Origin of the sequence: Spirulina major PCC 6313, assembly GCF_001890765.1 — a bacterium.
GTDB classification, from domain to species: domain Bacteria; phylum Cyanobacteriota; class Cyanobacteriia; order Cyanobacteriales; family Spirulinaceae; genus Spirulina; species Spirulina major.
In genome coordinates this window covers 2,400,331-2,419,592 of record NZ_KV878783.1, presented here as the reverse complement: position 1 = coordinate 2,419,592, position 19,262 = coordinate 2,400,331, and the positions used below count along the sequence as shown (strand labels likewise).

16 protein-coding genes and 1 pseudogene are annotated in these 19,262 nt (G+C 51.2%); 13 read left to right on the top strand and 4 right to left on the bottom strand.

The window, feature by feature from the left end; translation table 11 throughout:
- Positions 1 to 144: 144 nt before the first annotated feature.
- The 9 genes and pseudogenes from SPI6313_RS10570 to SPI6313_RS10530 all read left to right on the top strand — a co-directional run bounded on the left by SPI6313_RS10570 (position 145) and on the right by SPI6313_RS10530 (position 8,049).
- Positions 145 to 396, top strand: coding sequence for a UPF0175 family protein (locus SPI6313_RS10570; RefSeq protein ID WP_072620967.1), 252 nt, complete (start codon positions 145 to 147; stop codon positions 394 to 396).
- A complete protein-coding gene (locus SPI6313_RS10565; RefSeq protein WP_072620966.1) occupies positions 389 to 874 on the top strand; it encodes a PIN domain-containing protein in 486 nt (161 codons plus the stop codon). Before SPI6313_RS10570 ends, SPI6313_RS10565 begins: the two co-directional genes overlap by 8 nt.
- A 123-nt stretch (positions 875 to 997) precedes the next feature.
- Positions 998 to 1,588, top strand: a complete 591-nt coding sequence (locus SPI6313_RS10560) for a Uma2 family endonuclease (protein ID WP_072620965.1) — start codon at positions 998 to 1,000, stop codon at positions 1,586 to 1,588.
- 35 nt (positions 1,589 to 1,623) lie between these two features.
- Complete coding sequence (locus SPI6313_RS10555; RefSeq protein ID WP_072620964.1) at positions 1,624 to 2,637, top strand: DNA-binding protein; 1,014 nt, start codon at positions 1,624 to 1,626, stop codon at positions 2,635 to 2,637.
- A 3-nt stretch (positions 2,638 to 2,640) separates the two neighbouring features.
- Positions 2,641 to 2,856 carry a hypothetical protein gene (locus tag SPI6313_RS10550; protein ID WP_072620963.1) on the top strand — a complete coding sequence of 72 codons (216 nt, stop codon included), beginning with the start codon at positions 2,641 to 2,643 and terminating at the stop codon, positions 2,854 to 2,856.
- A 143-nt stretch (positions 2,857 to 2,999) separates the two neighbouring features.
- Complete coding sequence (locus SPI6313_RS10545; RefSeq protein ID WP_139276612.1) at positions 3,000 to 3,293, top strand: Fic family protein; 294 nt, start codon at positions 3,000 to 3,002, stop codon at positions 3,291 to 3,293.
- 251 nt (positions 3,294 to 3,544) lie between these two features.
- Positions 3,545 to 4,670, top strand: a pseudogene (locus tag SPI6313_RS10540) (RRXRR domain-containing protein).
- Between the two features lie 57 nt (positions 4,671 to 4,727).
- Complete coding sequence (locus SPI6313_RS10535) at positions 4,728 to 6,833, top strand: DEAD/DEAH box helicase (protein ID WP_072620961.1); 2,106 nt, start codon at positions 4,728 to 4,730, stop codon at positions 6,831 to 6,833.
- The gene (locus SPI6313_RS10530) at positions 6,826 to 8,049 is read left to right on the top strand and encodes a GIY-YIG nuclease family protein (protein WP_072620960.1); all 1,224 of its coding nucleotides are present in this window, start codon (positions 6,826 to 6,828) and stop codon (positions 8,047 to 8,049) included. Before SPI6313_RS10535 ends, SPI6313_RS10530 begins: the two co-directional genes overlap by 8 nt.
- Here the strand turns inward: SPI6313_RS10530 and SPI6313_RS10525 are convergent.
- Positions 8,046 to 8,462 (bottom strand): hypothetical protein, encoded by a 417-nt coding sequence (locus SPI6313_RS10525; protein WP_072620959.1) that lies wholly within the window; start codon positions 8,460 to 8,462, stop codon positions 8,046 to 8,048. The two genes, SPI6313_RS10530 and SPI6313_RS10525, sit on opposite strands and share 4 nt — an antisense overlap.
- Before the next feature lie 379 nt (positions 8,463 to 8,841).
- Between SPI6313_RS10525 and SPI6313_RS10520 the strand changes: the two genes are divergently transcribed.
- The 4 genes from SPI6313_RS10520 to SPI6313_RS10510 all read left to right on the top strand — a co-directional run bounded on the left by SPI6313_RS10520 (position 8,842) and on the right by SPI6313_RS10510 (position 11,055).
- Positions 8,842 to 9,660 (top strand): M23 family metallopeptidase, encoded by an 819-nt coding sequence (locus SPI6313_RS10520; RefSeq protein WP_072623089.1) that lies wholly within the window; start codon positions 8,842 to 8,844, stop codon positions 9,658 to 9,660.
- Positions 9,661 to 9,762: 102 nt separating this feature from the next.
- Positions 9,763 to 10,587: a peptidoglycan-binding protein gene (locus tag SPI6313_RS24760; RefSeq protein ID WP_072620958.1), complete on the top strand. Its 825-nt coding sequence runs from the start codon at positions 9,763 to 9,765 to the stop codon at positions 10,585 to 10,587.
- Between the two features lie 64 nt (positions 10,588 to 10,651).
- Positions 10,652 to 10,786 (top strand): hypothetical protein, encoded by a 135-nt coding sequence (locus SPI6313_RS24755; protein WP_281248386.1) that lies wholly within the window; start codon positions 10,652 to 10,654, stop codon positions 10,784 to 10,786.
- Complete coding sequence (locus SPI6313_RS10510) at positions 10,783 to 11,055, top strand: YggT family protein (RefSeq protein WP_072620957.1); 273 nt, start codon at positions 10,783 to 10,785, stop codon at positions 11,053 to 11,055. Before SPI6313_RS24755 ends, SPI6313_RS10510 begins: the two co-directional genes overlap by 4 nt.
- Here the strand turns inward: SPI6313_RS10510 and SPI6313_RS24005 are convergent.
- The 3 genes from SPI6313_RS24005 to SPI6313_RS10495 are packed head-to-tail and all read right to left on the bottom strand — an operon-like array spanning position 11,041 to position 19,243.
- On the bottom strand, positions 11,041 to 14,298 hold the full coding sequence (locus SPI6313_RS24005) for an O-linked N-acetylglucosamine transferase family protein (RefSeq protein WP_217650565.1): 3,258 nt from the start codon (positions 14,296 to 14,298) through the stop codon (positions 11,041 to 11,043). The genes SPI6313_RS10510 and SPI6313_RS24005 overlap by 15 nt on opposite strands.
- A 3-nt stretch (positions 14,299 to 14,301) precedes the next feature.
- Positions 14,302 to 18,714 (bottom strand): CmcI family methyltransferase, encoded by a 4,413-nt coding sequence (locus tag SPI6313_RS24000; protein WP_139276611.1) that lies wholly within the window; start codon positions 18,712 to 18,714, stop codon positions 14,302 to 14,304.
- The gene (locus tag SPI6313_RS10495) at positions 18,704 to 19,243 is read right to left on the bottom strand and encodes a tetratricopeptide repeat protein (RefSeq protein WP_072620955.1); all 540 of its coding nucleotides are present in this window, start codon (positions 19,241 to 19,243) and stop codon (positions 18,704 to 18,706) included. The genes SPI6313_RS24000 and SPI6313_RS10495 overlap by 11 nt, the downstream gene beginning before the upstream one ends.
- Positions 19,244 to 19,262 lie beyond the last annotated feature (19 nt).

The following is a 19,262-nucleotide window of genomic DNA, read 5'->3' as shown; positions in this document are numbered from 1 at the left end:
ATCGCAAATTCAAAAACGACAGCGATCGCCCCCCAAAACCCTTCGAGATGTATAGCAAAATGACCGCCAAACAACCATCTACCAAAAAATCCACCCAACGCAAAACAAAATCATAATATCAATAACAACTTATTCATCAAACCAATGATTCAAATTCAAATCAACTTACCCGAAAGTGCCTTCTCTACCCTTCGTAGCACCCCCGATGAATTTGCCCAAGCAATGTTACTTGCAGCCATCGTCAAATGGTATGAAATCGGCATGATCTCTCAATCCAAAGCTGCTGAAATAGCAGGCATCAGCCGTCAATCTTTCCTGCAAACCCTCGATCAATTTAAAGTATCCCCCTTCCAAACTACCCCAGAAGAACTCAACGAGGAAATTAACCGTGGCTAAATATTGGGTCGTCAATGCCTCACCGATTATCAGTCTAACCAAAATAGATCGCATTGATTTGCTCAACCAACTCTGTGATCAAGTCATTATTCCTCAAGGTGTCGCTGATGAAATTAGTTTAGGAGGCTACACTGATAGCGCTGCTAATTGGATTGAAAAATCTGGCAAAGCATTTATTCAACCTGCACCAGTAATTGATCCAAAAATTGCTAATTGGGATTTAGGTTTAGGTGAAAGTCAAGTTTTATCTTGGGCAATTCAGCGCCCTAATTATGAGGCGATTATTGATGATCTAGCCGCACGGAAAGCCGCTAAAATCTTAAACATTCCCGTTCGTGGTACTTTGGCTATCATCGTACTAGCTAAACAAAGAGGATATATTCCATCTGTAAAGCAGGATTTAGACAACTTATGTCAAGTGGGCTTACGCATTAGTCCTATCTTGATGGCGCAGGCGATCGCCCTAGCAGGAGAATAACAAGTCGCAAATTCAAAAACGAGAGCGATCGCCCCCCAAAACCCTTCGAGATGTATAGCAAAATATCCCCTTTGACAAAAAACCGAATGCTAAAATCAAAACAGATCATTGGAGAATAGGATCATGTTTACCGTTCCGAGCCACTCCCTAAAATTAACCCCCACAGAATACTTTGCTTGGGAAGAACAGCAATTAGAGCGCCACGAGTACATCAATGGCGAAATCTACGCCATGAGTGGCGGAACCCGAAACCATAGCCGCATTGCCTTAAAATTTGGTGCTTTGCTAGATAATCACTTATCTAATCGTAGCTGCGAGGTCTTTAACTCCGACTGTCGGGTGAAAATTGTTGAAACGAATGACTATACCTACCCCGATGTGAGCGTTAGCTGCGATCCAAGAGATAAAACCACAACTCAATATATTACCTATCCTTGTCTAATCGTTGAAGTTTTATCCGACAGTACAGAAGCCTATGACCGTGGCAACAAATTCTTTCGCTATCGCCAGAATCCCCAATTACAAGATTATGTCTTAGTCAGTTCCAAAGAAATTGCGATCGATCTTTATCGTAAAACAGAAAATGGACGCTGGGAAATCATTAACTATCGAGCTGGAGAAACAGTCGAATTGCAATCTGTAAACTTGAACTTCCCCATTGAACAAGTGTATCGCGGTATTGACTTTTCTCCAGAAACCATTCAATCGAGTTAACCCTTCACGCCTAACTTCAAAAAAGATTGTCAATGATGACCAAAGACTTAACCTCATCTCCCCTCGAACGCCAAAACATCTTAAACAACCGTTACGCCCTTGAAAAAATCGAAGAACACCTAGGCTTAGGGGGAACCTATTATGATGGTGAATTACTCTTTACCAAACAACAATTGGTAGAAATTTTCGGCATTAGTGAGAGCACGATCGAAAAATACCTAGCCAGCCACAGCGATGAATTGCGAGCCAACGGCTACACCGTCTTGCGGGGTCGAAAATTACGAGAATTCAAGGCTTTAACTGATGGTAACGTAACTGATTACGGTACCAAAACCACGGTGTTAGGCGTGTTCACCTTTCGCGCCACCCTCAACCTCGCGATGGTTCTCGTCGAGAGCGATCTCGCCCGTGCCATCCGATCGCGCATTCTCGATATCGTCATTGATGCGATCGCTGAACGGACAGGCGGACACACTAAATATATCAACCAGAGAGATTGCAACTATGTCCCGGCTGCCTATCAAGAATTTAACTATCGTAAAACCTTTACCGATGCCCTCGATCATTATCTCGACCTGGGCAACTTTAAATATGGTATTTATACCAATAGAATCTATCAGATTGTTTTTCGAGAACAAGCACAAGAATATAAACAAATCTTGAACTTAAGCAAAAAAGATAGCCCTCGTGAAACAATGTATGCGGAAGTTCTTAAAGCTATTGCTAGTCTTGAAAATGGTTTAGCCGCAGAAATGAAAACTGCATCTGAAAAACAAGGTAGAAAACTAACTAAAGTAGAAGTAGATACAATTTTTTCTGCATCAGAAGATAATCCCTATCTTAAACCCATTATTGAAGATGCGCGTGTCAAAATGGCGAGTCGGGATTTAGGGTTTCGGGATGCACTCCACCAAAAATTAGAAGCCTATGTTCAAAGTGTTCCAGAGAGTGACTTTGATAAGTTTTTAGGTGAGGCCAGCCATTCTTTAGAAGAACAACTTGCTGATCCAACCCTATTGGCTGTGTTTAAACGCTTGAAGGATCGGTAAAGAATGACAACCATTTTTTACTTTGATATTCACTATGCGATTAAGCTCCATGATTGGATTATCGAAAAATCAGAGGGATTTCCTGGAGTCAACAATCTAGGACTACTAGAAAGTGCTTTAGACCACATTCAAAACGATTGCTACTATCCTGAAATCGTAAGGATTCAGGTACTTGAAACGCAGTCACAGCAAGGCTTTCAAAATCGAGGTGAGTTCTAAACTAACAGTTCATTCTCAATAATTACGCAAGACTAGGGGTTACAGCCTTGTTTATTGAGAATAACAAAATAGCTCAAAATAGCTGAAACCCATACTGAGCAGTGCTTACAGTCAAATCCTCATGACCTGAATGCTTACCTGAAATCAAAGATAAACTGACTCATTTGTGTTTTGCCATCAATAAATTTCATGCCTTTGTTGATGGCAATAAACGCTCTAGCATTGCTTTGGGTGCGTATTTCTTGGAAATCAATGGTTATCAATTTTTGATTGGCAAATTTATTCTAGAAATGGAAAATATTACGGTATGGATAGCAGAAGGAAAAGTTTCTAAAGATCTTTTGAGTGAACTGATTGAATCTCTCATTTTTGAAGAAGATTTTAATGAAGCACTCAAGTTTAAGCTAACCTGTGCTGTCATGTCCGATATTCAATGACCCCCACCTGGCATCCGCCGAGGTGGGGGAGTGACCGGAGATAACCCGGTCGTAGCTGCGAATAGGCCACCAAGGTTAGTACGGCAACACTTCCGGTTGCTTCTCTAAATCGGATTATTTGTAAGGCCCTGGAATCTCAGGGAGTGGGTTCAGCCCAGAAACACCGTACTCACTGGCTGAAGAGACCTATAGTTTTGGAATTATCTTCCCATGCACGCATCCCAGTCCAAAACCCTGATGGTACTCCTGCCATGCCCACTAAGAGTAGTCGCGCTCAACGGTGGGTAGCGCAGGGCAAGGCCCAATGGGTGAAAACCAATCTACGGATCAAGGCAGTGCGCCTGAAAGCGGAGCCATCGGGTCGCAATACCCAGCCCATCGTGGTCGGGGTCGATCCCGGCAAACTCTATTCAGGGATTGCCGTTCAATCCGCTCAAGCGACATTATTCCAGTCCCACCTAGAACTCCCCTACCCCAGGGTGCGTGAACGGATGGATCATCGCAGAATGCTACGGCGTTCTCGCCGCAGTCGGCGGATTAATCGAGAGTTACCCTTCCAGCTACGAAATCATCGACCAAAAGCGATTTAACAACCGTAAACAACAGAAAGTGCCCCCCAGTATCCGAGCCAACCGAGACCTAGAGTTTCGAGTTGCTCAGGAGTTGTCCCAACTGTTCCCCATTGCCACCATTGGCTACGAGAAAGTTCGCGCCGACGTGGACTTAACCTCAGGTCGAAAGGGAGCAAAATCTGGGAAAGGTTTCTCTCCGGTCATGGTGGGGCAAGCCTACGCCATTGAGAAAATGGAGCAGATTGCCCCCGTCTACACTCGCTACGGGTGGCAGCAGGATGGCAATGGCACCGCTCAACTTCGCTCTACCCTGGGATTGAAGAAGTCTCAGGACAAAGCAGAACAAATTCCCCAAACCCATGCGGTAGATGGTATCGCTTTAGCCTGTGGATACTTCATCGAGTATCGTCCCTTCCACCGGAAACGCAGTCACGGTTATCTTTGGTTTGGAGAGGTTAAGCTCACATCTGCCCCATTTGTGGTGATTAAACGGCCACCCATCAGTCGCAGGCAACTGCACCTCATGGTTCCCCGTCAGAAGGGTCTACGCCGCAAATATGGGGGCACAGTAACCCGCCATGGATTCCGGAAGGGGGATCTAGTGCGGGCTGAGATGGCAGGTCGCGTCTCGGTGGGCTATGTGAGTGGGGATACGACTCGGCAAGTTTCTGTTTCTGAGTTCACTGGGAAGCGTATTGGGCAGTTTAGTGCTGCCAAGGTTGAGCTACTCTATCGCGCCACGGGTATTTTGGTCAGTTGCCCGCAGAGATTGTCAGTCAGTGGGGCATTTAACCCCGCTGCCTGACGCTTGTTTCCTCCCCCACCTGCGGTGCGAGGTGGGGGTTTCCACAAGGAGTTTTTGATGAACAACCCTGTCTCTGTTCCCGCCATTTCCGTCACCTATGCCCAGGATGGTCAATCCACCCAAGCCAATGAACTGGGGATGCGCCCCATGCAAGAACGCGCCTACAACAAACGCGGCGAACAATATTTATTGATCAAATCCCCCCCCGCCTCCGGAAAAAGTCGCGCCCTGATGTTCATTGCCCTCGACAAACTGGAAAACCAAGGCTTAAAACAGGCGATCGTCGTCGTGCCAGAAAAGTCGATTGGCTCCAGTTTTCATAACGAACCCCTGTCAAACTTTGGCTTTTTTGCCGATTGGATAGTTGCGCCCCAGTGGAATCTCTGCGACGCGCCCGGAACCGATGGCGGCAAAGTGAACGCCATGCAAACCTTTCTGAACAGTGACGATCAGATTTTAATTTGTACCCATGCCACCTTTCGGTTTGCGGTGGAACGGTTCGGCATCGAAGGCTTTGACGATCGCCTCATTGCCATCGATGAATTTCACCATGTTTCGGCCAATCCGGATAATAAATTAGGCGAACAGGTGCGCCAAGTGATGACCCGCAATCGCGCCCACATTGTCGCCATGACCGGCTCCTATTTTCGCGGCGATGCCGAAGCGGTGCTACACCCCGAAGATGAAAAGTGCTTTGAAACCGTCACCTACACCTACTACGAACAACTCAACGGCTATCAATACCTCAAACAATTAGACATCGGCTATTACTTTTATGCGGGGAACTATACCAGCGAAATTATGCGGGTGCTCAACCCAAAAGAGAAAACCATTGTCCATATTCCCAATGTCAACTCCCGCGAAAGCACGAAAGACAAAATCCGCGAAGTCGAACATATTCTCGACACATTAGGGGAATGGCAAGGCACTGATCCGGAGACGGGGTTTCAACGGATTCGCACCCCAGACGGGACGGTGCTGAAGGTTGCGGACTTGGTGGATGATGACCCGACGAAGCGCGATCGCGTCGTTACGGCCCTCAAAGACCCCACCCAAAAAGAAAACCGCGATCATGTGGATATCATTATCGCCCTGGGGATGGCAAAAGAGGGGTTTGATTGGATTTGGTGTGAACATGCCCTGACGGTGGGGTATCGGTCGAGCTTGACGGAAATTGTCCAGATTATTGGCCGCGCCACCCGTGACGCACCGGGCAAGACCCGCGCCCGCTTTTCTAACCTGATCGCGGAACCCGATGCGACCAGTGAGGTGGTGACGGAGGCGGTGAATGATATGTTAAAAGCGATCGCTGCTAGTTTGCTCATGGAACAAGTGCTCGCGACCCGTTTTGAATTTCGCCCCAAACGCCCCGACAATCAACCCACGGCGGGGTATGACTATGGCCCAGAGGGGTATGATCCGACGGGTTGTAATGTGGGAATCAATCGGCAGACGGGCCAGGTGCAACTGGAGATTAAGGGCCTCGCGATGCCGAAAAGCCCAGAAGCCCAGCGGATTTGCACCGAAGATTTGCTCGAACTAACGACGGCCTTGGTGCAGGATAAACCCTCGATTGAGCGGGGCTTGTTTGATTCGGAACTCGTGCCGGAAGAAATCACCACAGTGCGGATGGGGAAGATTATCCAGGAGAAATATCCCACCATTGAACCGGAGGATCAAGAGGCAGTGCGCCAACATGCGATCGCCGCCTTCAACCTCGTGCAACAGGGCAAAAAATACATCCTCAACGAAACCGGAGGAACCTACAATCTTTTTCCCTCGCCCCTGGAAGAGTCAGGAGTGAGGGAAGACCCCGAACCGACGAAAAACACCGCCCTGATCGATGGGGTGAAACAGTTTGCCCTCTCGGTCACTGACCTCGATATGGATCTGATCGATCGCATTAATCCCTTTGGGGAAGCCTACGCCATCCTCGCCAAAGCCATGAACGAAGAACGACTCCAACAGATTGCGGCGGTGATTACGGCTAAACGCTTGAGCCTCAGTGTGGACGAGGCGCGAGACCTGGCTCACCGCGCCGTCCGGTTTAAGCAGGAGCGGGGTCGCTTGCCTGCGCTGACGGCGGCAGACCCCTGGGAGCGACGTATGGCTGAGGGGGTCACATTCCTACAGCGCAAAGTGAAGGAGGACAGGGATGGTTAAAAAAATGCCGCAAACCACAGACAGCGATCGCGCCCTCCTCGATGAATTGGGGATTGATCTCACGGCTCCGGCTCCGGTGCAGTATTCCCCCCGTGAGGAGCGGATCATTGCCGGATTTGAGGAGATTGAGCGGTTTGTGGAGGAGCGGGGACGGTTGCCGCAGCATGGTGATGACCGCGATATTTTCGAGCGTCTCTATGCGGTTCGTCTCGATCGTCTGCGGGCCTTGGCCGACTGCCGCACTCTCTTGGAACCACTGGATTCACGGGGGTTACTCACGGCAACCCCGGATCTAGAGGTTCCGCCGACACTGGATGATCAGGCGTTGCTGGCGGAATTGGGTTTGAATGGGGCGGCGGTGGATGATGTGACGCAACTCACCCATGTGCGTAGCTTGCGCGACAAACGTCGTTCGCGCCAAGACATTAAAGCGGCGGAAGAAATCGCCCAGCGCACCCCCTGTGAGGACTTCAACCAATTTAAACCCCTGTTCCAGCAGGTCAAGCAGGCGTTAAAAACCGGGGCGCGTCACACCCTGAAATATCAAGACAATGCAGCGATTCAGGCGGGAAATCTGTTCATTCTTGACGGGCAGATGGTGTTAGTGGCGGCGATGGGGGAATTTTTCATCAGTGACTATGGCCGCCCCAATGCAGAATTGCGGGTGATTTATGACAACGGCACAGAGAGCAATCTATTATTGCGATCGCTACAACGGGCCTTAAACCGCGATCGCACCAGTCGCCGCATCACCGAACTCGTCAGCAACTTTGGCCCCCTCTTTGCCTCCCAAAATCTCACCCCTGCCGATCGGCACACCGGCCAGGTCTACGTGTTACGCAGTCAATCGGATCATCCCTTCATCGCAGAGCATCGCACCCTGATCCACAAAATCGGCATGACCAGCGGCGATGTGAACCAACGGATCATCCATGCCGCGAAAGACCCCACCTATCTCCTCGCTGCGGTCGAAATCGTCACCACCTTTCAACTCGCCAACATCAACCCGAAAAAACTCGAAGCCCTCCTCCACCGATTTTTTGAGGCGGCGCGGTTGGATCTGGAATTGATGGATCGCTTTGGGTTACCGGTGCAGCCGCAAGAGTGGTTTTTTGTGCCGTTGGGGGCGATCGAAGCCGCGATCGCCCATATCCAAGCGGGCACGCTCGATCAGGTTCACTATGATCTCGAAACCGCCAGCATCATTGCTCGCTAGGGCTTTTGGGCTGTGGGTTGAGGGTCAGCAGTGGCAGAATGGGTGAGGAAATAGCGTAGGCGCATCAAGGTGACGGTTTGCCCCAGGGAAATGGGGAGGAGGGAGATCCCTTCGAGGCGGGACTGTACCCAACCGTCGCCCCAATACCATTCGTGGAAGCCATCAATGCCACGACTGAGGATGAGGCGGAGGCTTTGGGGCGTGGCTACATCAACGTAGTGATCGATGGCGATTGGGCCTGTCCAAGCGGTGAAGGTGGCACCGGCTTTGAGGGGGTTGGAGATGTCAGGGTCGAGGCGTTGGGGAAAAAGCCAGCGGCGGAACTGGTCGGGGTTTTGGAGACTGGCAGCGATCGCAGCTTGGGATGCGTCCAATTCAATGCGGAGACAGCTTTTTTGGTAGTGACCGAACATTGTGGCGTGGGGGGTGAGGGCTGGGGGTCTTGGCCTTCTATTATAAGCGGTTAGGATTCCCGACATCCCAAGGACACGCGGGTCTCTACGCCGGTTTGCCCATTGGTTCCGGAGGCGATCGCACAGAGTTGGCGCACCTGTTTCCCGTCAAGCAAGGCATCGCTAATATTTATCCGCCTGGGCCAAGGCCGGCACGGCCCCACCGCACCAGATCAACACCACCCACAAGAACAATAAACAACGCTTAATCACAACCATCCTCCTTAGAACGCTAGGGCTGCATCTGTTCCATTATGGCCGATGGCAACTGGGGGAACTCTCCTGAGTCTTCACCCCTGCGCTGAAAGATGCAGTACAGTTTTAAAGGATGAAATCAGCGATGACAGTTGTGGGGCAAGTCGTGCGATCGCTTTCGCTCAGTATTTTAGGGGTTGTGGTGGTGGGGACGATGGCCCTCTCGTTGCCAATGCAGCGATCGCACCGTGACCCGAACCGCCTCATTCCCCCCGCCGAAGCCCAACTGGCCCAACGCACCGCCACGGGGTTAATCTGGCCCACCACCGGCACCATTTCCCAACCCTTCCACCGCTACCATGAGGGTCTTGATATTGCTGGCCCCGTCGGCACACCCATCCTCGCCGCCCAAGCCGGGGAGGTGATTCTCGCCGGGTGGGATAATTGGGGTCTTGGCTATGCGGTGGAACTGCGCCACCCGGACGGCAGCCGCACAGTGTACGGACACAATCGCAAAGTAACCGTCAGCGTCGGGCAATGGGTGGAGCAGGGGCAGATCATTGCAGAGATGGGCAGCACGGGCAATTCCACCGGGCCCCACTTGCATTTTGAATATTATCCTGACAGTGTGACCGCCCAGAACCCGTTAGACCAATTACCGGCCTTGGTGGCGGGGCGCATCCCGGCTAGTCCACCCCGGAGCGATCGCTGTCCCGGCACAACGTTAATCAACGGTGAAACCCAGAATTTTCGGGTGCAAATTTGTCAAATCAGCGATCAGCTTTGGTATTTTGGGCAGGCGAAACTTGAGCCTTACCATTCGATCTGGTTGCCAGCGGTGTTTAATGGGTCGAGCTATCAAGCCCGGAATGGCCAATTTATCTATCAAGTGGATGGCGATCGCCTCCAAGTCTTTGAAAATCAGCAGCGGATTCGTCAAGAGCGATTATTGCGTTCTTCGTGAAGCGATCGCACGAAAATTTGTAAATTCTCTGTCCCATTGGGTTAATCTTGCCGTACAACAGTAAACAGAAATTGTTTTTCTCAGTATTGCAAGGAGACCATCGTGGACGCACTCGCTTATACCCATTCCTATGCTTCCCATGAAGCCAACACCGGCATTGAATACGATTTCAGCGAAGTCGATTTTTTTGAATGGGCTAAGGCTCCGAGCGCCCCATGGTTAAAGCTGTTGGCGGTGGGGGTCTTAGTGGCATCCATTAGCGCGATCGCTCCCGTTGCGATCGCCCATACCCAAGTAGACACCCCCAGCGGTCGCTGCCTCAACGCCCGCACCGGCCCCAGCACTCAATACACCGTCGCCACCTGCGTCACCGAAGGCGCAACCCTCAAACCCGTCATCGAAACCAAAGGCGACTGGCTCAAACTTTCCAGCGGGCGCTGGGTCTACGGCCCCTACACCACCTACGGCAAAGCCACGCCCCCCGCCATGGCCACCGGCAACCGCCTCCGCCAAGTCAACACCCCAAAAAATAGCTGCCTCAACGCCCGCACCGGCCCCGGCATTCAATACGCGGCGGCAATGTGTGTCCGCGATGGCGCTCCCCTCAAAGCCGTTACCCAAATCCAAGGCGATTGGCTCCAACTCTCTAGCGGTCGCTGGGTCTACGGCCCCTACACCGCCCCCATCGCCGCCGCTCCCCCCGCCAACACCGGCGGCCGCACTGTCCTCCTGATGGGGTCACGGGGCGACACCGTGAAAGCCGTCCAAACCAAACTCGTCGAACTCAAATACGGCATCGGCCCCGCTGGCATCGACAGCATCTACGGCCCCGACACCAAGTCCGCCGTCTCGGCCTTCCAAAAAGCCAACGGCCTCACCGTCGATGGCATTGTTGGCCCCGCGACCATTGCCAAAATGGGACTGTAGCGATTCTCCAAACGTCAGGCTTAGATCCTGCGAACCCCTTCAAATTTGCGGATTTGAGGGGGCTTTGTCTGGGGTCGAAGATCTGGCGATCGCCTCCCTCACCGCCGGGATTTTACCATTGTGGGGCAGGCGCGAAGGCCAAGGGGCGATCGCCCAGAGCGATAGAATATTAACGATGTTATTTAGAACCTACTCATGACTTGGGTTAATCTCAGCCTCGGTGTGGTGCTCGGCCTCATGATTGTCTTGTTTATTTTTCGGATTGTGCTGACTTGGTATCCCCAAGTGGAGCTAAAAAAAATGCCGTGGAGCCTGATCGCCCTGCCCACCGAGATATTTTTAGCCCCGACCCGCCGCGTGATTAAACCCTTGGGCGGGGTGGATATTGCCCCGATTATTTGGGTGGGGATGATTGCCCTGATTCGGGAATTACTTTTGGGTCAGCAGGGCTTATTACGAATGCTTTAGGCGGAGTTGCGGCAGTGATTCGCGCCCGGTTACTTGGCGATAGAACTGCTCTAGACCCTGCACACAATCGGGGTCATCGTAGAGGCGATCGCCCTGCTGAATAATTTTGGTTTTGATGCGATCGCGCCACTGAGGATCATTCCCCAAGCGGGCGGCAATCTGCACATAGTCATCAGGATTGGCCGCGATCGTGTCCGTCACCCCGATCATTTTCAAAAAGCTATCAGTATGGCGACCGCGCATGAATTCCCCCGGACAGGTGACGATGGGCAGATGGCAGGCCAAGGCCTCTAAACTGGTATTGCCCCCCGACCAATCGAAGCTATCTAGGTACAGATCACAGAGTTGATTCACCGCGAGATAATCACCCCGCGCCACCACACGCCGAAACTCGCAATAGTCAGCGATCGCTAACCCGGCATGATGAAAGGCACGAATCAACCGCTGGCGAATCACCTCACCCCGCAGAAACACAAAGCGAGCCTTGGGGACTTGGCGAGCGATCGCCGGAAACACCCAATCATACTGGGGCAAATATTTAAACGGCGCTTGGCAACAGAGATACAGCACCGCATCCTCCGCAAACCCATAATCAGCGCGGGTTTTCGTCAAGGGGGGAATGGGCGGATTGGGATAAGCCACGCCAATATTCGGCAACTTGACGAGGGTTTCGGTGTAATGGTCGTCCGCCTTTGGCCCCTCCATCAGTTCACTCGACAAAAAATAATCCACCGTCGGCAGCCCCGTGGTCACTGGATGCCCCCACGCCACACATTGCACCGGAGCCAACCGCAACGCCGCCAGGGTCATCGTCGGCGCATCCATCCCCACTTCGGGAAAGACTAAAATATCCAATTCATCCTGCAAAATCTGTTGGGCGGCATTGATCCAAAACCCGTTAAAGGCGTACCAGCGATCGCAACAATCCCGACAGGTTCGCGCCATTCCATCATCAGCCGCCCCCAAATCATAGCCATAGAGTTCAAATTGAGTGCGATCGTGCTGTTGAAGCCAACCCTTGAGCCACAATGTCCCGCTGTAGGCATAGAAATAGGCCGACACATAGCCCACCCGAATTTTTTCACGGTGCGGCCGGGGGGCTAACTCCTGCACCCACTGGGGAAAATTAGCCGCCACAATCCGATGCACCAAGCCCCCATATTGTCCTTGCAAATTTCGCACATTAAACGCCTGATACGCCAGATAAAAATTCGTAACTTGGCTAATTCCCGCTAAAGCCTTTTGACAGTGTTCAGGGGTGTCTAATTGAGTCGCGTTGATCAGAGCCTGTAGCCCTTGAATATAGTGAAACTTCTCATCCAAAATCTCATCCACCCGCCCATAAATCATCGGTACTAGGAGATGAGAGAGGATTTCAAAAACATAGTCCTGAGGACAAGCCTCGCAAGCTGCCTGGGCTTGTTGACGCGCACTGTCAATATCGCCCTCATGGAGCGCCTCAAAAATCACATCAAAATGAAATCTTGGGTCGTGAGGATGAATCGTATTCCCCAACTCCAAACTGCGTAACCGTTTATGGGGCTGTCCTAATTGTTGATAACAATAGCTGAGTTTTCGGTAAACTTCTGCATCCACAGAATAAGCATTCACGAGGGTTTGAAATTGATCGGCAGCGGCCTGCCACTGTTGTTTTTGATGATAGTCATTCCCCAAAATGACCCAAAGAATTTCGCTACCCCAGGCCTGCAATTGTTCAAGACTAATTACCGTGAGGGGAATCGGTGATAATAGAGGTTGAGTCTGGGGCAGTTGAAAATAGGCAGTAACTTTTTGCCAGGGAATTTCTTGATGGTCTGGAATAATTTCAAGACTAAGTTTTTCATCAATGGCAAGGTCTTGTTCTAAGCCCAATGCCATCACGACACTGGATAAAACCAGTTGAGCCATCTCAATTTGCTGCGAATCGCACACAATATCAAGATGATAAAAATACTGCTCAGGATACTGGGCTAAAATTTTAAAAAGCTCTGATAATTGCCCTTGTAATTGGTTTTCTGGTTTTTGCCAATTGGGACAGATTAAAAAAGTTAGCGTCGTTGCACATTGAACTGCCGAAGCGGTGACCGAAGGACGATGACGGGGGAGGGTGAGCGGTGGTTGGTGGTGCTGGAGGGCGGCGATATGATCGAGGAAGCGTTGAGCGGTGGCGCGGGGAGAATAATGGGCGATCGCCCAATCCCGGCCTGCCTGGGCAATCTCGGCCCAGCGGGGTTTTAATGCCTCAATTCGCGCCACACTCCCCGGCAAATCATCCAAATCCAACCCGATGTAATGTGTGCCATTTTCTGGCATCACGGGCAACTGTGCGCCGTACTGTTCCAAGTCGAGATGAATCGTCAAACACCCGGCCGCGAGGGACTCCCACCACCGCCAACTATCCCACCCATGCAAAGCCCACTGGTGATCAAGCACCGTTAAACAGCCGCCAAACGCTGTACTGGCTTGGATGGTTTTGAGGCGTTGATAGTAAGCAGGCAGATGACGTTTTGCGGTGTGTTCCCAGTCCAGGCGATCGCGGGGATCGCTGGGCCCGGTGTGCAATTGGTCAAGGTCTCGCTCTGCCTCCATCGGCCAGAGTTGAGAGAGCAGCGGTGTGATCCGGTGGGCGGCAATGGTGCGGAGGGAATAGTCCGGATTGAGATACGCCGTGTCGCTATAGAGGGAGCCGTAGGGTGTGGCAACCTGGACATTTCGCCATTGAATTGTGTCGTGATTGCTGCGGTAATGATTGAGCATTTGAGGGGTGCGATCGCGCCACGGTTGCACCGTTTCAAGCATTCGTAAAATCCGACTGGAGAGGCCAAAACTCCAGGGTTTAATCTTGTCGGGTCGAGCGTGATGACGATTGAGATGAGTGCTCAATACTAAGTCAAATTGTTGTTCAAACCCCCAATGCTCTTTCGGCCCATCTAAATCATGGAGATACACCGTGAAATAGGGGCGATCGCTATAAAAAAGATAGTTCGGAAAAATAGGATACTGGTTAACACCAATGGTTTGGGTTTTCAGCAGTGCTGAATCCACCACCACCACTTCACAATCATCGGGTGTAATGTTGGGGTCATATCGCAACAGTGATCGATCGGTATCCGGGTCTAATGGCCAATCTTTAAGATCACAAAAACAGTCAACGCCTAGCGCATTCAGTCCCACGACTAAATTAACAACGAGATCATAATTCTGAGGTTGAATGAGGTCGAAAAAGACGCGGCGCGGCAACATAAATTACGAAGGGAGTTGAACGACTGGCAACACTTGAACGGGGGGAAGCGTGACAACTTCAGGATCATCACAAACGAGGGGAATTCGTCCTTGAATATTGGGCAAGAGCGCCGACCATTGCACCGGATGGAGGGGGGGGAGAATTGCGATCGCTAAATGTTCATCTAAGTCCACCGCTTCCATCATCATCAAGTTAAACGCGATCCCCGTCAGTAATGTATTCACGTCTTCAGCATTGGCAGCGGCTGCATAAAATAACAGCGTCATCGGATTTTTTTGTTGAGCTAAGGTTTTAAAGAGTTCGCTGAGGACTTCGTTTAATATGTCCTCCGATTGTGACCAATCCGGGGTGAGAATATAATTAGTACCGCTCAAATTCGTGACCGGCACAGTGGCCATAATTAACGCCTGCTCAACCGTTTGCGCCATTTTTTCCCAGGAAAATTGCTGGGCTTGTTGGAGTCCGGCAAGGCGTAAAGATTGGCGCACACGGGGATTTTGTACCTCACACAGAGCGGCGATCATGGTGGCTTCATCGTCGGGATTGACATAAATGGCGGCTTCCCCGGCGACTTCCGGCAGTGAGGCGATCGGTGATGTAATAATTGGGCAACCACAGGCCAAGGCTTCGAGGACGGGTAAACCAAATCCTTCATAACGGGAGGGATACACGAGGGCGATCGCCCCTGAAAATGCCAACCGCAATTCCTCATCTTCTAAATAAAGGGTGTGAATCGTATTCCCCGGAACCATCGCCCGCAAACCGTCATCCAAGTACCCCATATTTCCCGTACAAACTAATTCAAAACCTAAGCGCGTCGGCAACTGTGCAAACGCTCGGAAAAAGAGTTGTGCATTTTTATAACCGGTTCCTGGCGCACTGAGAATAAAGTAGGGTTTATGAATGCCATATTTTTGTTTGAAGCGTTCAATTTCACCCTCACGGGCGGGAGTGAAAATTGGTTCAACGCCACAATGGGCGACGGTTCTTGGTTTCGTGGCTGCGTCAGGAAAACAGCGCACGAGATCATCTAAGGTATTTTGCGAAATGCCGATATAGGCCTGGGCATGCTCAATGGCGCGGTGCTTTTCTTGCCACATTGGTTCATTAAAATCAGCCCCCAACATTTCTGGAATCATGTCATAGGCCATGAAGACGGAGGGCGTGGTGATTGGAATGGTGTAGTAGGTGGAAATGAAGAGGGTGGCGTTTTCTTGATCGCAAATTTGCTGAAGTTGTTGCCGTTCAATGTCGGGATTTTCATAACTGTGGAGGGGCAGGGTGCGGTAGGTTAAGCCATCTAAGCGAGGGGCTGATCCACCACGATCAATAATGATTAAATGCTGTGCAAATTCGGTTTTTTCCCAATGGCTGAGGAGCGATCGCCACACCCGCGCAATCCCCGTGTTATACCGCTGAAAAAACATCCCATCAATCACAATACAAAAATTAGGGGTAGTAGTTTGTACAAGATCAGAGGGTTGTGCTGTCTGGGGTTTAAATTGAAGTTGCAATGGGGCTGAATTTTTACGAGCTTTTTTCTGTAAAAAACCGTTGGTACACCAGGTTAAGTTATAGCCAAAGAAATCGCAAAAGTGATGATCAATCTCGTAGTGATGATTTTCAGTGAGGAATTGTCGTAAGGCACGATGGGGGCCTGTGTTATAGGTTGGATCGGCGATGAGATCGGAAATAATGCCGTCTTCAATCACAATATATTCATCAGGTTCGAGATATTGATCAAAGAAATTGAGGACAGCATAGCTTGTTTCGTAGGTATGATCAGCATCTTCAATTACCAATAACGGTCGGGGTAACTGAGTGAAGAATTGAGGTGAAAATGATTGATCAAGATTGCGTCCATCACCTTCTAAGAATGTCACTCGCGGATGATTGTACTGGGTAACTTTAACGATATCTAGAGAATAGATATGACCATCAATATTAAAGTTGTCCAACAAGTCTCCAAACCACACAGCACTCCCACCATCTTTAGAACCGATTTCGATAATGGTTTTAGGTTTGATTTGCCATAAAAGAAGGGGATAAAGAGCAAAATCAAAGGGATTTTTGATCATCGGAATGCCTCGATAGGCATAGTTGTGGGAGGCAGTTTGAATTGAGTGAAGTGTTGATTTTGGTAATTCGGTATACCAGGGGCGATCGCGGGTTGGAATGGGTGCTAAATGAGCAGATTCACCCAACATTGCTTCTAATTGTGCTACTTGTAATTGAGCGTCTTGATTGTGGGGATGATATTGTAATTCAAGTTTTGCAGCGGCAAGGGCTTCACGATGTCGAGCTAATAAACAGAGACAAACAGAGCGAGCAATGTGTAATCCTTCTTCTTGTATACCGTTCGTAACACATTGTTCGAGTTGTTGGAAGACGGTGAGAACTTGATCGGCTTTGTAGGATGTTTGAGTTGTGGTGTTGGCATTTGCAGCAACGAAGGCAGCGACTTGAGCGATTAACTCACGCACGGGGGAAGCATTGGACGGGGATGATGGAGTGATTTGGCCGCTGATGTTGTACCCGTGGAGGTGGGGCGGTAGTGACCAGGCGACGGCGGGATCGGGGGTGTGGTCTACGGGTTGGACATTGCCACGCCAGGCAATGCCCATGATTTGCATGGTTTGGTAGACCAGGGTTTGCCAACCGCGATCGCGAAAATAATCCAACCCTTGAGCTACGGCCGGAGCCGCTAAATCATGAAACACCACCAGGGCATCGACTGCCGCGAGGGGTTCGCAGGCGATCGCATCCTCTAGCGGCCCCGGATGTTCATGGTTCCCATCAATAAAAAGCAGTGACCAACGCCGCTGTTGTTCAGTCGCTAAAGCCTCAACCGCCTGCGGACTATATCCCGCAATCAAATTCACACGATCCAAAACCCCCGCTGCTCGCAACGACTGCGACACACTCTCATAGGCCGTCGTATCCCCCAACACCGGATCAATCACATCCAACTCCAGCCCCGCCAGAGCTAGATGACACGCAGACCAACCCATCCAACAGCCAATTTCTAAACCGCGTTGACCCGCAAACTGTCGAGCCAGATTATAGAGCAAATGAGCTTCATCACGACTTAAAAAGCCAATCGTGGGTTGGCGTTGGTCAACATACCAGTAATGCGGAATGTCCCGCCGCAGGTAGGGCCAATTGCAGGTGTCCGGATTCCCGACAATCATGTGGGGAAAGGCCGCGTCGGGGTGGACTTCAGCCAAACCGGGGGAAATGTAGTCGTGGGGCGTTTGGAGGGCAGATTGAATCATCGTGAGGGTTTCCGTGAGCATCCGGTCTTCGGTGAACAGTTGTGTTGCCCGTGCTGCACAGGCACGCCCAATGTCGTGCCGCAGTTCAGCGTCTTGGCTCCACGTTGTGAGGGTATCAATCAGGTCTTGAATGGTTTGGTTGGCATCCTGCTTGGGATCGGCGAGGAGTTGGCCGGTTTCGCCCAACTGTTCCGGAATGCCACTGACAGCAGTGGCAATCACCGGCAAGCCTTTAGCCATCGCTTCGATGATGCTGAGGGGCATGCCTTCGAGTTGGGACGGCAGGATAAAAATGTCGGCAATGTTGAGCCAGGTTTGAACGGTGTCGATTTGTCCCAAAAATTTAACGTGGTCGATGGCGTTGGCGGTTTCGAGTTGGGCTTTTAATTCCGTTTCTAGTTCGGGTTCAAAGAGACCGCCCCCCGCCCATACAAAATAGAGATGATCCCAACGTTCAGTGTGGCGGAGGGCTTGGATGGCGGCGAGTTGAAATTGATAGCCTTTGCGGGATTCGATCCGAGCGGCGGTAAAACAGACGACGGCATCGGCGGGAATGTTTTGAGCGCGGCGGAGGTCGTGGCGGAGGGTGGGATCGATAGGGGTGAAATATTCCGGGGGGCGGCCGTAGTGGATCACCTGGCCTTGGTCGGGGGGGAGGCGAAAATGCTGGTGCAGCAGCGTGAGGTTGTCTTGGGAAACGGCGATGACGGCGTGGGCGTGGGCGTAGTGCTGGGCGAGGAGGTGGAGATAGGGGGCGTTTTGGGTGGCGAGGTGTGGTTCAACGAGGCCTTCGATGATGATGTAGGGAATGTGTCGTTCGAGGGCGATCGCTTTTAAAGCAAAGTTGGTGAACGGGTTGGTATTGCTACAGAGAATCAGATGGGGCTGTGTGGTGGGGTTGATCAGCCATTGGCGGAGGGATTCCGGATCATCGGGATTGATGTTGACTTGATGCACCTGGGGATATTGGGCGCGAATCCAGTCGGTATCGACGGAGGAACCGTATTGTAAATAGGTGACTTGGCAATGGAGTCCTCCCAACCCTTTTAGTAAAGCGTAGTTATATTGAGCGACTCCCCCCACACCCGGATCTGAGCTAGCGAGAAGGATGCGGTATTGAGGTTGAGAGCTACTCATCATTGGGCGTTGGGTTGGGTTCAGGGGCGGGGGCGGCGCTGGGGGGGAGTTCGCCGGTTTCGACGAAGGTTTTAACCTGGTCGAGGGTGCTTTTGAGTTCGGTGTCGTCGGGGTTGAGTTCGTGGAGGGTTTCGAGGTGGGGGAGGGCGGCGGCGAAGTTTTGGGTTTGGAGGTGGATGGCGGCGATCGCTTGCAAATATTGCGGGTTTTCGGGGTTAAGTTTGTGGAGAGTTTCGAGGGGAGCGAGGGATTCTTGGAGTTTGCCGAGTTCGATGCGGGTTTGGACTAATCCTTCGAGGGCGAGTTGGTTTTCCGGTTCGCGTTCGACCACTGCCGCATAGCCGGATTCTTGGGCTTCGAGTTGGGTTTTTGCCGCGTTTTCGGCTTCTGTTGCTGTGGTGTCGGCGGCAGCATTGGAGGGGGGGCGATCCGAGGTCATCAGAGAAATGCCCATGACGGCTGTGCCGCCGAGGAAGGCCACACCAGAGAGAATGATCAGAACTCGTTGCACAATGCCGCGTTGTTGGGTCATGACGGGAAAATAAGGAAAT

What these genes read in the sequence shown, in the direction of transcription:
- SPI6313_RS10570 (WP_072620967.1), top strand. Translation starts at nt 145, where the DNA reads ATGATTCAAATTCAAATCAACTTACCCGAAAGTGCCTTCTCTACCCTT.
- SPI6313_RS10560 (WP_072620965.1), top strand. Translation starts at nt 998, where the DNA reads ATGTTTACCGTTCCGAGCCACTCCCTAAAATTAACCCCCACAGAATAC.
- SPI6313_RS10555 (WP_072620964.1), top strand. Translation starts at nt 1,624, where the DNA reads ATGACCAAAGACTTAACCTCATCTCCCCTCGAACGCCAAAACATCTTA.
- SPI6313_RS10550 (WP_072620963.1), top strand. Translation starts at nt 2,641, where the DNA reads ATGACAACCATTTTTTACTTTGATATTCACTATGCGATTAAGCTCCAT.
- SPI6313_RS10535 (WP_072620961.1), top strand. Translation starts at nt 4,728, where the DNA reads ATGAACAACCCTGTCTCTGTTCCCGCCATTTCCGTCACCTATGCCCAG.
- SPI6313_RS10530 (WP_072620960.1), top strand. Translation starts at nt 6,826, where the DNA reads ATGGTTAAAAAAATGCCGCAAACCACAGACAGCGATCGCGCCCTCCTC.
- SPI6313_RS10525 (WP_072620959.1), bottom strand. Translation starts at nt 8,462, where the DNA reads ATGTTCGGTCACTACCAAAAAAGCTGTCTCCGCATTGAATTGGACGCA.
- SPI6313_RS10520 (WP_072623089.1), top strand. Translation starts at nt 8,842, where the DNA reads ATGACAGTTGTGGGGCAAGTCGTGCGATCGCTTTCGCTCAGTATTTTA.
- SPI6313_RS10510 (WP_072620957.1), top strand. Translation starts at nt 10,783, where the DNA reads ATGACTTGGGTTAATCTCAGCCTCGGTGTGGTGCTCGGCCTCATGATT.
- SPI6313_RS24005 (WP_217650565.1), bottom strand. Translation starts at nt 14,298, where the DNA reads ATGTTGCCGCGCCGCGTCTTTTTCGACCTCATTCAACCTCAGAATTAT.
- SPI6313_RS24000 (WP_139276611.1), bottom strand. Translation starts at nt 18,714, where the DNA reads ATGATGAGTAGCTCTCAACCTCAATACCGCATCCTTCTCGCTAGCTCA.
- SPI6313_RS10495 (WP_072620955.1), bottom strand. Translation starts at nt 19,243, where the DNA reads ATGACCCAACAACGCGGCATTGTGCAACGAGTTCTGATCATTCTCTCT.